General features: G+C 35.6%; 17 protein-coding genes. 7 read left to right on the top strand and 10 right to left on the bottom strand.

The features are described from left to right. The first annotated feature begins 116 nt into the window (after positions 1–116). The 3 genes from AC000W_RS10625 (at position 117) to uvrB (ending at position 4,480) form a co-directional block, all read left to right on the top strand. Entirely contained in the window at positions 117–929 is an 813-nt protein-coding gene (locus AC000W_RS10625) for a prolyl oligopeptidase family serine peptidase (RefSeq protein WP_474748163.1), read from the top strand. A 116-nt stretch (positions 930–1,045) separates the two neighbouring features. Further along, the gene (locus tag AC000W_RS10620; RefSeq protein ID WP_474748161.1) at positions 1,046–2,440 is read left to right on the top strand and encodes a T9SS type B sorting domain-containing protein; all 1,395 of its coding nucleotides are present in this window, start codon (positions 1,046–1,048) and stop codon (positions 2,438–2,440) included. A 51-nt stretch (positions 2,441–2,491) separates the two neighbouring features. Further along, on the top strand, positions 2,492–4,480 hold the full coding sequence (gene uvrB / locus AC000W_RS10615; protein ID WP_474748160.1) for an excinuclease ABC subunit UvrB: 1,989 nt from the start codon (positions 2,492–2,494) through the stop codon (positions 4,478–4,480). Between the two features lie 94 nt (positions 4,481–4,574). Here uvrB and AC000W_RS10610 read toward each other — a convergent pair whose 3' ends face one another. Both AC000W_RS10610 and AC000W_RS10605 read right to left on the bottom strand, forming a co-directional pair. Then, positions 4,575–5,000 carry an Hsp20/alpha crystallin family protein gene (locus AC000W_RS10610; protein ID WP_474748158.1) on the bottom strand — a complete coding sequence of 142 codons (426 nt, stop codon included), beginning with the start codon at positions 4,998–5,000 and terminating at the stop codon, positions 4,575–4,577. Positions 5,001–5,127: 127 nt separating this feature from the next. Beyond that, positions 5,128–5,529: a TerB family tellurite resistance protein gene (locus AC000W_RS10605; RefSeq protein ID WP_474748156.1), complete on the bottom strand. Its 402-nt coding sequence runs from the start codon at positions 5,527–5,529 to the stop codon at positions 5,128–5,130. Between the two features lie 122 nt (positions 5,530–5,651). On the opposite strand from AC000W_RS10605, the gene AC000W_RS10600 reads away from it, so the two are divergent. After that, the gene (locus AC000W_RS10600; RefSeq protein WP_474748155.1) at positions 5,652–6,005 is read left to right on the top strand and encodes a DUF1456 family protein; all 354 of its coding nucleotides are present in this window, start codon (positions 5,652–5,654) and stop codon (positions 6,003–6,005) included. Positions 6,006–6,044: 39 nt separating this feature from the next. Here the strand turns inward: AC000W_RS10600 and AC000W_RS10595 are convergent, their stop codons facing one another. Further along, a complete protein-coding gene (locus AC000W_RS10595; protein WP_474748153.1) occupies positions 6,045–6,383 on the bottom strand; it encodes a hypothetical protein in 339 nt (112 codons plus the stop codon). Between the two features lie 271 nt (positions 6,384–6,654). Then, positions 6,655–7,848, bottom strand: a complete 1,194-nt coding sequence (sucC, locus tag AC000W_RS10590) for an ADP-forming succinate--CoA ligase subunit beta (protein WP_474748151.1) — start codon at positions 7,846–7,848, stop codon at positions 6,655–6,657. Between the two features lie 195 nt (positions 7,849–8,043). Between sucC and lysA the strand changes: the two genes are divergently transcribed. Together lysA and AC000W_RS10580 are read left to right on the top strand one after the other, a co-directional pair. Next, positions 8,044–9,285, top strand: coding sequence for a diaminopimelate decarboxylase (gene lysA / locus AC000W_RS10585; RefSeq protein ID WP_474748149.1), 1,242 nt, complete (start codon positions 8,044–8,046; stop codon positions 9,283–9,285). 103 nt (positions 9,286–9,388) lie between these two features. Next, complete coding sequence (locus tag AC000W_RS10580; RefSeq protein WP_474748148.1) at positions 9,389–9,922, top strand: thioredoxin family protein; 534 nt, start codon at positions 9,389–9,391, stop codon at positions 9,920–9,922. 6 nt (positions 9,923–9,928) lie between these two features. Here AC000W_RS10580 and guaB read toward each other — a convergent pair whose 3' ends face one another. From guaB to AC000W_RS10550, 6 genes are all read right to left on the bottom strand, one after another. Then, entirely contained in the window at positions 9,929–11,401 is a 1,473-nt protein-coding gene (gene guaB / locus AC000W_RS10575; RefSeq protein ID WP_474748146.1) for an IMP dehydrogenase, read from the bottom strand. 61 nt (positions 11,402–11,462) lie between these two features. Beyond that, positions 11,463–11,966 (bottom strand): hypothetical protein, encoded by a 504-nt coding sequence (locus tag AC000W_RS10570; RefSeq protein ID WP_474748144.1) that lies wholly within the window; start codon positions 11,964–11,966, stop codon positions 11,463–11,465. Then, positions 11,966–12,505, bottom strand: a complete 540-nt coding sequence (locus AC000W_RS10565) for an FMN-binding protein (RefSeq protein WP_474748143.1) — start codon at positions 12,503–12,505, stop codon at positions 11,966–11,968. Before AC000W_RS10565 ends, AC000W_RS10570 begins: the two co-directional genes overlap by 1 nt. 10 nt (positions 12,506–12,515) lie before the next feature. After that, the gene (locus AC000W_RS10560) at positions 12,516–13,694 is read right to left on the bottom strand and encodes a hypothetical protein (RefSeq protein ID WP_474748141.1); all 1,179 of its coding nucleotides are present in this window, start codon (positions 13,692–13,694) and stop codon (positions 12,516–12,518) included. 139 nt (positions 13,695–13,833) lie between these two features. After that, positions 13,834–14,697 (bottom strand): hydroxymethylglutaryl-CoA lyase, encoded by an 864-nt coding sequence (locus tag AC000W_RS10555; protein WP_474748140.1) that lies wholly within the window; start codon positions 14,695–14,697, stop codon positions 13,834–13,836. A gap of 37 nt (positions 14,698–14,734) precedes the next feature. Continuing rightward, positions 14,735–15,358: a LysE family translocator gene (locus AC000W_RS10550; RefSeq protein WP_474748138.1), complete on the bottom strand. Its 624-nt coding sequence runs from the start codon at positions 15,356–15,358 to the stop codon at positions 14,735–14,737. A 138-nt stretch (positions 15,359–15,496) separates the two neighbouring features. Between AC000W_RS10550 and AC000W_RS10545 the strand changes: the two genes are divergently transcribed. After that, the gene (locus AC000W_RS10545) at positions 15,497–16,012 is read left to right on the top strand and encodes a DUF4304 domain-containing protein (protein ID WP_474748136.1); all 516 of its coding nucleotides are present in this window, start codon (positions 15,497–15,499) and stop codon (positions 16,010–16,012) included. The last annotated feature ends 38 nt before the right edge of the window (positions 16,013–16,050 follow it).

Below are 16,050 nucleotides of genomic sequence, written 5' to 3'. Positions count from 1 at the left end.
TTGTTTCATTTTGAACAAGCTTGAACTTTGAATAACCCGTAGATCATTCTATAATTTCCTACATTTGATAGCATATCAACAATTTTGTTAAATTCTGATTTTTAATATGTTACGCCATGAGACTTAAAAAATATATTCTATTATCTTCTGTATTGATTATATGTTGCATGGCATGTAGTGATAATTTTTTAGGAGAAGAAAAGAATCAAATATTAGAAACTCCCACATTGGATATTCAAGATGTTGAAGAGGCATTTTCAGAACTTCCTTTTAAAACAGGTATTAATGACTTCAAATTAAATGTACTGCACAACAAAAAATGGGAATTCAGATTAGTTGTTCCAGAAATAGCAAACAACGAATTGGCCCCTCTTTTTGTGTTTCTACATGGTGGAGTTCTCACTCCGAACCAAAACGCTCATACACAAGAAAATTGCCTTATTGATAATGCATTGGTAAATAAAAATGCGTACATATTAAGACCTAACTCCCAAGGCTTGTTATGGGACGATTCTTCCAATGTATCCCAAGTAATCAATCTTGTGAATTTTGCAATAAAAAATTTAAGTATTGACCCTAAAAAAGTGGTGATTCTTGGTTATAGTGATGGTGGAACAGGGAGTTGGTTTTTTTCAGATACTCATCCCGAAGTATTTTCAGCAGGTATTCCTATGGCAAGTTTTTATAGTTTAAAATATACAAATGAAGGATTAGTCAAAAAAACAGATATTCCGCTGTATGTGATACACGGGGAAAGTGATACCATATTTCCCTTTACCAATACAGAAACACAAGTAGAAAAATCAGTAGACGCTGGAAGTGAAATAGAATTTGTAATGGCGGTAGGATTAACACATTTTGTTCCTTGTGAATATTTGATTTATTTACAAGAAGCTATTGAATGGGTCGAAACCTCTATTTGGCAATAGGTTTGTTGCAAATAAGAAGCAGAAAAATATATTAGCATGCTCTTTTTGCTATTCGTCCAATCTTTTATACTAAAAGTAAGATTTGTAGTATCTTACCATGTTTGATTTTTTTTCAAATGCGAAAAAGAACACTATATATTTTGCTGTTTTTTATAGGATTAATATCCTATGGACAAACATGCCCTTCATTGATTTACCCGCCAAATGGTTCAACAGGTATTCCTGTTGATGCAACACTCTCTTGGCCAACTATAAATGGTATTTCTGGGCTAGCAATTTCGCTGGGAACTACTCCAGATGGTATTGACATACTTAACCGAAGAACTTCTGGGCCTATTACTTCTTATACACCAGAAGTAGGGCTTCCGGATGACACACTAATTTATGTTAGTTTCATTTTGTTTATCCCCAACCAACCTCCTATTGTTTGTGCATCCCAAAGTTTTTCTACGGAAGATGTAATAACACCCCCTTCCTGCACCACTCTTTTTGAACCTTTAAACAACCAAACTGTGGTTGATGTTGGCACAAAAATTCAATGGAACTATGCCCCAACGGCTACCGGCTATAGAGTATCTATTGGAACAATCCCAAATGGTATAGATATTTTGGATGACCATGATCTTGGTAACGTTTTGTCCTATAGCCCCCCATCCAACTTACCTTTAGATACTGAAATATTTGTACGTATTGTTCCTTATAATGAAAATGGTAATACTGGACCATGTACCGAGGAAAGTTTTACTACTGGAGCAGTGGCGGCCAGCTGTTTTCAGCCGCCAATAAATCTATCCGAAAAAGTTAGTATTTGTGAAGACAATTTACCTACAACCATTTTTGGTAATGGAATAGCAGATGGCCATAGATGGTATAAAATTAATGATGATGGTACAGAAACATTATTTTCAGAAGCAAATGAAGTTTCTATTTCACAAATTGGCCAGTATCGGTATGAAGTTTACAATACTTATCAAATCGATTGCATCAATTCCAAGACATTCAATGTAGTTTTATCAGAAAAGCCAACCATTGAAGAAGTAAAGGTTAGTGCAGAATCTAGACTAATGAGAATAGTGGTAAGAGTAAGAGGTAATGGCGATTATGAATATTCCTTAAACCCCAATGGTCCTTATCAAGAAAGTTCCGTTTTTGAGAACCAAGTTTTAAAAGAACATACTGTATACGTGAGGGATAAAAATGGATGTGGAATGGATGAAAAAAAAGTAGAACGTGATTTAACCACAGAGGACTTTCCAAAATTCTTTACCCCAAATGGTGATGGTATCAATGATTTTTGGCAGTTTATAGAACCCGATGAGAAAGGGGAAGTAAATGTAAATGTGATACATATTTTTGATAGATATGGAAACTTTTTGGCGCAAATAGACCCAGAATCACAAGGATGGGATGGAAACTTTAATGGCAGACCATTACCACCATCAAGCTATTGGTTCAGGGCAGTTTCATTAAAAAACCAAAAAATCAATGGCTATTTTGTCTTAAAACGGTAAGAAATTTATTTTCTCCCATACCAAACCCAATGCCTTTTGTAAATTTAGGGCATGAAGTTTAAGATTGTTTCAGACTTTAGTCCAACTGGTGATCAACCGGAAGCTATCAAGCAATTGACAGAAGGTATAGATACTTCAGAAAAATACCAAACCCTTCTGGGTGTTACTGGTTCTGGTAAAACATTTACCGTTGCCAATGTTATAGAAAATGTTCAAAAGCCAACATTAATATTGGCCCACAACAAAACTTTAGCGGCTCAACTATATTCAGAATTTAAGCAGTTTTTTCCAGAAAACGCTGTGGAGTATTTTGTTTCCTACTATGATTATTATCAACCAGAAGCATATATTCCAACTTCTGGCACCTATATAGAAAAGGATTTATCAATTAATGAGGATATTGAAAAACTACGTTTAAGCGCTACTTCCTCTCTTCTTTCAGGTCGAAGGGATGTTTTGGTAGTGGCATCAGTATCTTGTTTGTATGGTATTGGCAACCCTGTGGAATTTCAGAAAAATGTTATTTCCATTAAAAAAGACCAAATAATTTCTAGAACCAAATTTTTACATCAATTAGTGCAAAGTCTTTATTCTAGAACTACCATGGATTTTAGAAATGGGAATTTTAGGGTAAAGGGTGATGTTGTGGATGTTTTTCCAAGCTACGCAGACCATGCCTTTAGAATTCACTTTTTTGGGGATGAAATTGAAGAAATAGAGGCTTTTGACCCGTTTAACAACAAAGTCCTAGAAGTCTATGAAAATCTAAACATCTATCCAGCCAATATGTTTGTGACCTCACCAGATGTGCTTCAAAATGCCATTCATAAAATTCAAGAGGATTTGATGCTTCAAGTAAACTACTTTAAAGAAATTGGCAAACATCTTGAGGCAAAACGGTTAGAAGAACGCACCAATTTTGATTTAGAAATGATTAGAGAACTGGGCTACTGCTCAGGTATAGAAAATTACTCTAGATATTTAGATGGTCGTGAACCAGGAACAAGGCCTTTTTGTCTCTTGGACTACTTCCCAAATGATTATCTAATGGTGATCGATGAAAGCCATGTAACCGTTCCACAAGTACATGCCATGTACGGTGGTGACCGTTCCAGAAAAGAGAATTTAGTTGAGTTTGGTTTTAGATTGCCCGCAGCAATGGACAATCGCCCATTAAAATTTGAAGAATTTGAAGTGATACAAAACCAAGTACTTTTTGTAAGTGCTACTCCAGCAGATTACGAGTTGCAGTTAAGTCAAGGAGTATATGTTGAGCAGGTGATTCGCCCAACTGGTTTGTTGGACCCAATTATTGAAATACGACCCAGTCTAAACCAAATTGATGATTTAATTGAAGAAATTCAGCAACGGGTAGAAAAAGATGAACGTACTTTGGTCACTACACTTACAAAGAGAATGGCCGAGGAATTGGCCAAATATTTAACCCGAATTAGTGTTAGATGCCGTTACATTCACAGTGATGTGGACACATTGGAACGGGTAGAAATAATGCAAGATTTAAGAAAAGGGATTTTTGATGTTTTGATTGGTGTTAACTTATTACGCGAAGGATTGGACCTTCCTGAAGTTTCCCTTGTTGCAATTTTAGATGCGGACAAAGAAGGGTTTTTACGAAGCGCCCGTTCCCTTACCCAAACCGTAGGAAGAGCGGCAAGAAACCTGAACGGTAAAGCCATTATGTATGCCGATAAAATTACCAAAAGCATGCAAATAACCATTGATGAAACAAATTACAGAAGAGAAAGGCAAATAACATATAACTTAGAACATAACATTACTCCAAAAGCATTGAACAAAAGTTTGGACAGCACATTGACAAAAAATTCAGTCTCCGCCTATCATTTTGAAAAAGAGGAATTAAGAGCCGCAGAACCAGATTTAGAATACCTCACCCAAGATCAACGAGAAAAAATGATACGGGGAAAAAGAAAAGAAATGGAAAAAGCAGCTAAGGAATTAAACTTTATGGAAGCCGCTAAATTGAGAGATGAAATAAAACTTCTTCAAAAACAAGAATAAAAAGAAAAGTGCCCTGATTTCTCAAAGCACTTTTCTAACTAACCAACTAAACTAACCAACCATTATGAAAGCCCAAGGACGGGCTCATAATTTTTTAAGCAATCTCAATCAACCTTTTTGGTTTTGGTAATGCATCTTCCTTTTTGGGAATTGTAAGTGTCAATACCCCATTTACATAAGTGGCTTCTATTTTATTAGACGTTACACTTTCTGGTAATGTGAACGCTCTTTTAAAAGATGTGTATGAAAACTCTTTTCTAGTAAAATTGTTTTCTGTTGTTTCTTCTTCAGATTTTATTTCAGAAGAGATTGTCAATACATCGTTATCAACCTCAATTATAAAGTCTTCTTTTTTTCTTCCAGGTACGGCCAATTCCAATTCATAATTGGTCTCGTTCTCTTTAATATTAACAGCTGGCAGAAAGGATAATGGTTTCTCTAAACCTCCAAACCAATCTGGAGTAAAAAAATCATTTACAAATGAAGGCAACATTACATTGTTTCTTTTTATTAAACTCATGACTATATTTTTTAATTAAACTTTGTTACGCTTTGATATAGTCAAAGGGTGTACCAATCAAAAAATAGTGTCAAAATGACTTGTTTTGATAAATAAATAATGACTTTTTGTCATCTATTAATAAAAACTAGTTGTAGTAGGTTTTAAAAATGTCTATTAAAACGTTTGGTGGAACCACTTTGTCCGGATAATTGTGCATAACAATCAATATCTGATCTATTGCCGAGGGAGGCAATCCCAATTTAAGCCCAATTGTATGAAGTTTGTTGGTCTCAGTCATATTTTGAACATTGTCCACATTCATCAACAATACCAGTCTATGAAATTGAAGTATCCGTTCAGCCTGAGTTTTAGGAACAATTTTTTCAATTTTTCTTTTAAATAGGGTGTCAAACTCATCTTTAGGAATTCCCAAGCTTGTAGCTACCCCTAAAAGAAAATTATACTCAGAGTCCTCAATCACCTTATCCACTTTGGCAAAGGCAATCATTTCCGATAAAATACTAAGCTTCTCTTTATGAGTACTCATGGGTTTAGGTGTTCATTAAAGAAATAGGGGTATTATTATAACTAAAAAACTTAAAATTTAGTATTAAAGGCTAAGGCAAAAAAATATTGGTTTAATGTAGTAACTTGCCAAAAATATTTTCCATGACCAATAATGATATTTTTAAGAAGCTTAGAGTTGCCCTTATGCTACGCGATGATGATATTGTAGAAATATTAAAACTCGTTGATTTTAAGGTTTCTAAAAGTGAATTAGGTGCTTTTTTTAGAAATGAGGACCATCCAAAATATGTAGCCTGTGGGGATCAAATATTACGTAATTTTCTTAACGGATTGGTCATCCATTTAAGAGGCACTAAGGAAAATCCTAAAATTCCTAAAGAAGTTTTGTATCAAAAAAAACAACCAAGAGAAACACCAAAAAAAAAGTATCCCCCTAAAAAGAGCAATACACCCGATGTTTCATATGTAAAATATAAGAACAAAAAAAAATCCTGACTCATTTTTGAATCAGGATTTCTTAATAAAATTTTGTTCTTATGCTTTGATTCGTACAGGAATGGTATAGATTTTACCTTCTTTATAATTTTCCAACTCAACTTTTTTGTAGTTTAACCTACCTTTAACAAAGCCTTCCAAACTGTCATCGTTTGTGTCAACGGACATAACCACTATTTCCCCTTCATTATTGATGGTGAAACGAACCTGAGCTGTCAGCTCATCATCCGCATCCAGAACAATTTTATTGTCGTTCAACATTTCGGCTATCTGGGTAGATAATTTTTTAGAAGGTTCAACCTTTGTAAAATCGTTGGCAAATAAATTCCCTGCAGAAAGTAGCATTGCAGCTACTAAAACTAAACTAATTTTTCTCATGATGTTTTTTGTTTAATGATTGATACTAATTGATGATATATTTAAAAAGACGCTTAAAAAATATTAATGTTACAACAAAAACGCATTTTAACATTTCTTTAATCAATAATCCGCATCTTTCAAGAACAAAACTAATAGCAATGAATCACAAAAAAATCCTAAAAAAACAAGTTTAACAAAGGTTTAAAATAGATAACGATTATGAAACATAAAAAAGGCCAGTATTTACAAAATACTGACCTTAATTCTATTTTATAATGATGTAACTAATCTAGCTTAGAACTTCTTTAACCTTATCAGCAGCTTCTTGGAACTGTACAGCAGATTGTACTGCCAAACCAGAATTGTCTATAATTTCCTTTGCAAGCTCGGCATTAGTTCCTTGTAAACGCACTATAATTGGCACCTTAATAGAATCCCCCATATTCTTGTATGCATCTACTACACCCTGAGCAACTCGATCACATCTAACAATTCCTCCAAAAATATTGATAAGGATTGCTTTTACTGCTGGGTCTTTAAGAATAATTCTAAAAGCCTCCTCTACCCTTTTGGCATCAGCTGTACCACCTACATCCAAGAAATTGGCCGGCTCTCCACCTGCCATTTTGATTAAATCCATGGTTGCCATGGCCAATCCTGCCCCATTTACCATACATCCAACATTGCCATCTAAATCCACGTAGTTAAGCCCTACAGCTCTAGCCTCTACTTCTATTTCATTCTCTTCACGTAAATCGCGCATTTCGGCATAAGCCTTTCTTCTATAAAGTGCATTGTCATCAATGGATACTTTGGCATCCACAGCCATTATTTTGTCATCAGATGTTTTAAGAACTGGGTTAATCTCAAACATACTAGAATCGCTTTCCACATAAGCCTTATATAAACAAGCAACAAACTTGGTCATTTCTTTGAATGCCATACCAGACAACCCTAAGTTAAATGCAATTTTTCTTGCTTGGAAGGGTAAAAGACCTGTTGCAGGGTCAATTTCTTCAGTAAAAATAAGATGTGGTGTTTTTTCTGCTACTTCTTCAATATCCATTCCTCCTTCAGTAGAATACATGACCATGTTTCTTCCCGTGCCCCTATTCAACAACACTGACATATAAAACTCAGAAGTTTCACTATCACCAGGATAATAAACATCTTCTGCAACTAAAACTTGGTGTACTTTTTTACCTTCAGCAGAAGTTTGGGGTGTAATTAAATTCATCCCTATAATACTTCCTGCCAATTCTTCTACCTCCTGCAAATTTTTGGCCAACTTTACTCCACCACCTTTTCCACGCCCACCTGCATGAACCTGAGCTTTGATCACATGCCATCCTGTTCCTGTTTCTTGGGTCAATTGCTTGGCAGCATCCACAGCTTCTTTTGCATTATGAGCAACTATTCCTCTTTGGATACGCACTCCAAAACTTGCCAATATTTCTTTTCCTTGATATTCGTGAAGGTTCATATATAAAAAGTGTCTTTAGATTCTGTAGCAAAAATAGGAAACCCATATGAGTTACCCTAATGAAAAACTTAGCTAAAAAGTGAGAAAACGATATAGTTGTTATATATTAAACAATTTGTTGTATTTTTAATTTTGTTGAAGTTTTTTTTGCCCATATTCCCCAAGTAGCCTAGATTTGTTTAAAATGACGAAGCTATGAAAACTACCGATTTACTTAAAATCGCGAAAACTTATGGAGATCCTGTATACGTTTATGATTCAGAAAAAATAATTTCCCAGTTCAATAGACTAACAAATGCTTTTAGCAGTGTAAAAAAGTTAAAGCTTAATTATGCCGCCAAAGCCCTTTCCAACATAAACATTTTACGTTTAATGAACAATTTGGGAAGTGGTTTGGATACTGTTTCCATACAGGAGGTAAAATTGGGTCTTTTGGCAGGTTTTAAACCAGAGAATATCATATTTACACCTAATGGAGTGTCCTTGGAAGAAATTGAAGAGGCTTCGGCACTTGGGGTTCGCATCAATATTGACAACCTATCGGTTTTAGAGCAGTTTGGAAGCAAACATCCAGACGTTCCTGTATGTATCCGTATTAACCCGCATGTTATGGCGGGTGGAAACAGTAAAATTTCTGTTGGTCATATAGATTCAAAATTCGGTATCAGTATTCATCAGATTCCACATCTTTTGCGCATTGTGGAACTAACTCAAATGAATGTGAATGGTATTCACATGCATACTGGAAGTGATATTTTAGATATTGATGTGTTTTTGTACGCATCAGAAATCTTGTTTGAAACAGCTAAAAACTTTAAAGATTTAAAGTTTATTGACTTTGGAAGCGGTTTTAAAGTACCTTATAAAAATGGGGATATAGAAACCAATGTAGAGGAATTGGGTAAAAAATTGGGAAGTAGATTTAATGAATTCTGTAAAGAATACGGGCGCGAACTTACCCTAGCATTTGAACCAGGAAAATTTTTGGTAAGTGAAGCTGGACATTTCTTAGCAAAAGTGAATGTTGTAAAACAAACTACCTCAACAGTTTTTGCAAGTATAGATTCTGGTTTCAACCATTTAATTAGACCTATGTTCTATGGTGCAAAACATCAAATTGAAAATATCTCAAATCCAGAAGGACGCGAGCGTTATTACTCAGTTGTAGGATATATTTGTGAGACAGATACTTTTGCAAGCAATAAAAGAATAAGCGAAATATCTGAAGGTGATATTCTTTGTTTTAAAAATGCAGGTGCTTATTGCTTTACCATGGCAAGCAATTACAACTCTAGATTTAGACCGCCAGAAGTTTTATGGCACCAAGGAAAAGCCATTTTAATTCGTGAGCGAGAAACTTTTGATGACCTTATTAAAAACCAAGTGGATGTAAAAGACCTTTTTGCTCCAGAAAAGGAAAAGGTTACTGCAAAATAAAATAGACACATAAAATTGAAAAGGGTGGATTTTTAAAATAAATTCGCCCTTTTTTCGTTAGTTTTGGTATAGTTGTTGGACTAAAATCCTGAAAACAATTGACATGAAAAATACTACTCCATCTTACAGAACTTATATTCTATTCCTTTTTGTTGGTTTATTATCCCTCACTTTAAGCGCACAAGAAGTGCAATGGCTTACATGGGATGAAGCTTCGACTTTGGTACAAACTGAAAAAAATCCCAAGAAAATTTTTATTGATGTCTATACGGATTGGTGTGGATGGTGCAAAAAAATGGATAAAGACACCTTTCAAAACCCAAAAGTAGCTGCCTATATGCAAGAAAATTTTTATATGGTAAAGATGGATGGCGAAGGGAAAGAGCCTATAGAATACAAAGGCAAAACTTTTAACTTTGTGCCTTCTGGAAAGCGTGGATACCATGAGTTTGCCGCTGCCCTTATGCAAGGAAGAATGAGTTATCCCACGGTCATTTTTTTAGATGAAAAGTTAGACATGCTATCTCCTGTACCTGGTTACCAAAAACCAGTTCCATTCCTAAAAATTGCCAAATACTTTGGTGATAATATTTACAAAGAAAAGGATTGGAAAACTTATGATGCTCAAGGGAAATAATCTAGACTATCGACTATAATTTGGAGACTCTTTAGTGATATGTACATCATGTGGATGGCTTTCGTTAATACCACTGGCTGTAATTTTAACAAACCTACCCGTATCTTTTAAAGTCTCAACGTCTTTAGCTCCACAATACCCCATACCCGCACGTAAACCACCAACAAACTGATGTATACTCTCATACAGTTCTCCTTTGTAAGGAACACGACCTACAATGCCTTCTGGTACCAATTTTTTAATATCATCTTCCACATCTTGGAAATAACGGTCTTTACTACCTTCTTTCATAGCTTCTACAGAACCCATTCCCCTATAAGACTTAAACTTTCTACCCTCATAGATAATTGTTTCCCCTGGCGATTCTTGTGTACCTGCCAAAAGTGAACCAAGCATTACAGAATCTGCACCAGCAGCAATAGCTTTTGGAATATCACCAGTATAGCGAATACCACCATCAGCAATTACCGGAACACCACTACCCTTGATAGCCGCAGCAACTTCCAAAACAGCTGAAAATTGAGGAAAACCAACACCAGCAACTACTCTTGTTGTACAAATAGAACCTGGTCCAATACCCACTTTTACAGCATCTGCACCAGCTTCTACCAAATACTTTGCAGCAGCCCCTGTGGCAATATTTCCCACAATAACATCCAAATCCGGGAATTGCTTTTTAACTTTCTTTAAAACAGATACTACGCCTTGTGTATGGCCATGGGCAGTATCAATTACCACTGCGTCTACCCCTGAGTTTACTAGAGCGGCAGCCCTTTCAACGGCATCCCCAGTAACACCAATTGCAGCAGCAACACGCAATCGTCCATATTCGTCTTTGCTTGCGCTAGGTTTTAAAGTTAACTTTGTAATATCCCTAAAAGTGATAAGACCAACCAATTTATAATCTTTATCTACTACTGGAAGTTTTTCAATCTTTTTTTCTTGTAAAATATCTTCAGCTTCGGTTAGTGAGGTTCCTTCTGCAGCGGTGACCAAGCTTTTCGAGGTCATTACCTCAGAAATTGGTCTGTCATTATTTTTCTCAAAACGTAAATCTCTGTTGGTTACTATTCCCAAAAGCTTTCCTGCAGCATCAACAATTGGGATTCCACCAATACTGTGCTCTTTCATACTGGCTTTAGCATCACGTACATGGGAATTTAAGGGTAAAGTAACAGGGTCCAGAATCATTCCGCTTTCTGCCCTTTTTACTTTTCTTACTTTAATTGCCTGTTGCTCAATAGTCATGTTTTTGTGCAACACCCCTATACCACCTTCTTGAGCAATAGCAATTGCCATTCGGGATTCTGTAACAGTATCCATAGCCGCAGAAACAATAGGCACATTGATAGTTATGTTACGTGTAAATTTTGTTTGAATACTGACTTCTCTTGGGAGAACTTCTGAGTAGGCGGGTACTAAAAGAACATCATCATATGTTAGTCCTTCGCCAACAATTTTTTCTAGGTGAGCTTCCATGGCAATTAAAGATTAATTGCGTGCAAATATACTACATTTAAAGCAACCTTGGAATTGTAATCTATAACTTAACGGTAGCTTGTTTTTTCATTAACTGAAAAAGAACCAATAATGCCGAAGCAGTAAAAGTGGCAGTCATTAAAATTCCTGAAAAAACCACTACATATTTCATCCATGAAATCCCTATCCACATAAGGTAAATACCCCCAAATGTGAGGATAACGGACAAAAATGGCTCAATAGTAAGGAAAAGTTTGAGTTTCTTGGGTGCTTTTGTTAGCCATACCAATCCTCCCAACAAAAAGAAAATAAAGGACATGGATAAAATATGGGTATGAACAATAGTGAGCATTTCCCGCTCTCCTTTTTTAAACTTCATTACCTCAGCTTCCTCATCATCTTCATTCCCTAAATAGTTTTCTTCTATTCCAGATGGTGAATTGGAACTGGTTTCATTTACAAATAAAAGTCCTGTATAAAAACCAATGGAAAGAATTAAAACAAATACCCCTATGAATAGTTTTATTTCTTTTGGAAAGCTTAACAACAGACCGTTATAGTTCATCACAAAATATTTTTTTCTTGAAGTATACCTACTGTCTGCAATAAATCATCTATAGAATTAGTCATGGAACGTACAGATATAGTCGCGCCAGAAATGGCATCGATATTGGTTTCATGACTAACCCTGTCTTTTCCTGTTTTACCAATAAATTGGCGTAACCATCTTTTGCTTCCTATTTCTCCTCCATATTCTTCCCGATATACCAGTACTTTAGAATGAATCACTTTTAAATCGGTATCAAAGACAACTAAATAATCAAACTCCGCTGTTTTACTGGGTGCTTTATCCACAAAAACATATCCAAGCAATTCTTCATCTAAAAAAACCTCAAACAAATTGGAACCAGAGATTTTTGTAGGCAATTCAGTATTAAGTTCATCATTAACTTCAATTGAATTCATTGAAAACCGGGCAACCTCAAAAACCTTTTGCACCTCTTTTTCTACTTTCTTCTGAATGGCTTTAGGCAAACCAAAGCCCACTAGCATAAAAGCAAGGGCAGACAAAACAAGTATATACGGTTTTTTATATGTAATCATATGTTGGTCATTAGAACCATACTCCTATCCCAAAATTTAATCTATCTTTTACATCACTATTCTCCAAAGCATTGCTCCTGAACTGGTAATCTCCTTTCACTACAACACCTGGTGCTAGGTGATATGTTAACCCAGTAGTCACATCTGTTCTGTCATAAGACATATTATCTTCCAAAGCTCCAGCTGTACTAGCATGGGTGTCATATGCTTCATACCGTGCAAAAGCAAACAGTTTTTGCCTGTTTCCTGCCGGCAATACATTATAGGCCCCTTCTAGATACCAACCTTGCATGGCACTTCCCAAATCTCTTCCAGTTAATGTATTATATTCTTCTGTATCAGAAAGAGAAGCATGTATAAATTGGCCTCTAGCTGTAAATTTTTGATATGCATACCGTGCATCTAAACCAATCATGGAAATTCCAATGTTTGTACCATCAACAGCTTCAACATCATCTGCTGCCTGAGTTTGTCCAAAATAACCCGACACCCCTAAACGCAAGCCAGAAATTCCGTAATAATCTAATTTTCCAGAGAAAGTTGGACTATCTATGGTAGATTGAATCCCTTTTTGGCGACCACTGCGCAACCCATTAGTACCTTTTAGAATTCCATTGATACCACCTTCCCCATCAGCTTCCGTAGACTTAAACCCATTAAACAAATAAGCCTGATACCCCAAAGACAAGTTATTAAACCTACCATTAACACCAACCCCAAGTTCTCTCCAAGTTGTTGGTACAATAACATTATCTATTGCAGGTCTTTCAGTACCATTAAAGGTCGTTGGTTCGTGATATTCATTTACAATACCCATGGGCACCAACATTAAACCACCTCTAATATTAAAATTATTTGCTGCATTGTAATTTACAAAAGCCTGCTCTACAAATACTTCTTGCACGTGCTCAAACTCAATTTCCGTAACAAACTGAGTTCTGTCATCAAATCTATATCCTAACAATAAAACCAATCGTTGAATATCTAATTCTCCATTATCTCCGTTTGGTTGATTGTATAACATTTCCCCATAGGCTCCCACCGTTACTGCCGAAGCATAATTACCAGACAACAAACGCTGCGCTGCATTTAATTGTTTTTGCGGGTCTAAGGTTATTGAATCTGTAACAGTTTGCGCAGATAACAATGTTACAAAAAGTAGTGTGAAAAGCGATATGAGCTTCCTCATTTGGACTATTTATTTAGATTAGTTTAAAATAGTGTGCAAATATATTTCAGCAATTGGAAACCACAAATTTTATTTAAATTAAATCTAAATAAATTTAGATATTTAACATTAAAGTAATCTTTGGAAACAAAAATGAAGATTAATGATAGTTAGAAAATAATTCGGTTGCCTTGTTATGGGCAGCCTCAAAAGCCATCCAATTAACACCCGAATCAACTTTCATTGAAGTAAAGTAGGAAAGCATTTTTTCTGTAGGCATATTCCCTGTGAGTTCATCCTTGGCCATTGGGCAGCCACCAAAACCTTGGATTGCACCATCAAACCTGCGACAACCGGCCAAATAGGCTGCATTCACTTTTTCGTGCCATTTTGTAGGCGTTGTATGCAAATGTGCCCCAAACTCTACATTGGAGTATTTAGGAATTAAATTGGAGAACAAATAATTAATCACTTCTGGTGTAGATGTTCCCACGGTATCTGAAAGAGAAAGAATCTTTGCACCCATAGCGGCTAATTTCTCTGTCCATTCCCCTACTATTTCCACATTCCATGGGTCACCATAAGGGTTCCCAAAGCCCATAGAAATGTACGTAACCACTTCTTTGTTATGGGCATCGGCAATGTTCAATATTTCTTGTAAGGTTTCCACGGATTGCGCAATGGTCTTGTGCGTGTTCCGCATCTGAAAATTCTCGGAAATGGAAAATGGATAGCCCAAATAATCAATTTCATTATGCTGTGATGCATCTTGCGCACCTCTTACATTGGCAACAATGGACAATAATTTGCTTTTGGTTTTGGACAGATCCAATTTAGATAGCACCTCTGCCGTATCTGCCATTTGTGGAATGGCCTTGGGCGATACAAAACTGCCAAAGTCCAATGTATTAAAGCCGCACCCCAACAAAGATTGAAGATACTTTACCTTGCTATCCGTTGGGATAAAGGTTTTAATGCCTTGCATGGCATCTCTTGGACACTCTATGATTTTTACCTTTTCCAAAGTGGCTTTTGTTGATAAGCTATAATCAAAATTACCATTATTTATCTGATAATAAGATATACACGGCAATACCCACAAAAACAAGAATCTGTAACCATTTTAAAAACACTCCTGCTTTTGGGTACTTTGTAAAATAAGTAGAAATTGACCCTGCCAACAAAGCAATGATGCTAAAAATCAAAAAGGAAACAAACATAAAGAGCCCTCCCAAAATATAAAATTGCCATACAGTACTGATCTGGGCGCTGAACAAAAAACCTGGAAAAAAGGCCAAAAAGAAAATGGTGACCTTGGGGTTAAGGACATTCATTATAAAGCCTTGTCTAAAAAGTTCTAACAAGCTTTTCTTGGGAATAGCGGTAGATGATTCCAATGATACCTTGCTCCTAAAAGCTTTATAAGCCAAATAGAACAGATAGAGTGCACCCAAGAGTTTAATAACAAAAAATACTTTACCATTTTCTTTAATAAGGGCCGAAACGCCCAATGCCAATAAAGTAGTATGTACTAAGCAACCGGCAACAAGCCCAGACAAGGTTGCCATACCATACTTTTTACCATTAACAATGCTTTGCATCATTACATAGATATTATCTGGGCCGGGAGAAATAGCCAAAGCAGCAGTCGCTAAGCAAAAAGTATACAAAACCTCGTAGTTCACCATTCTAATTTACCCTCCAATAATACAATTTCTGTTAGAATATATTATAATGCATGATAAATCTTATCTTAGTTCCACACATAAAAGAGATATAGATCATATGATCTATATTCAATTGTTGTAGGCAATGTCTAAAAAATGACAAATACTGAATTCAAATCGGAACTTGACCAAATTTTGAAACCTCATGGATTCAAAAAGAAAGGAAATAAATGGACATCGGAAACGGTGGAATTGGAAAAAATCATTGAATTGCAAAAATCCAATTTTAGTAATAGTTATTATTTGAATTATGGCTATAACTTCAAAGACTTGGACTATAAAGAAGTGACAATGCATATTTGGAATCGATTGGGTTCTTTGAAACGGAAAGAAAACAAATTGATTTTCAAAACATTTGACTTGACAAAGTCAATGGACAAGACTTCACGTGTTCATAATATGGAGCACTTTGTGAACGAATTATTACTTCCAAAGATAAATTCTATAAACAACAAAACGGACATCATAAATCAATTAAGGTCGCGCAAGCATTTGAATGATATTTTTTTGCCTATAAAACAACACTTAAATCTTGAAAATGTAAAAAAAACTGCCTACAACAATGGCTATAATTCATTGTGGCAAAGAGTTAAAACAAAGCTTAATTTATAAATCAATCGGCTGGATTTCGCCGGAATAATCCTGCGGAT

The organism is Saonia sp. (genome assembly GCF_056326165.1).
The sequence above is the reverse complement of the archived record's forward strand: the minus strand, read 5'-3'. Positions and strand labels throughout refer to the sequence as shown.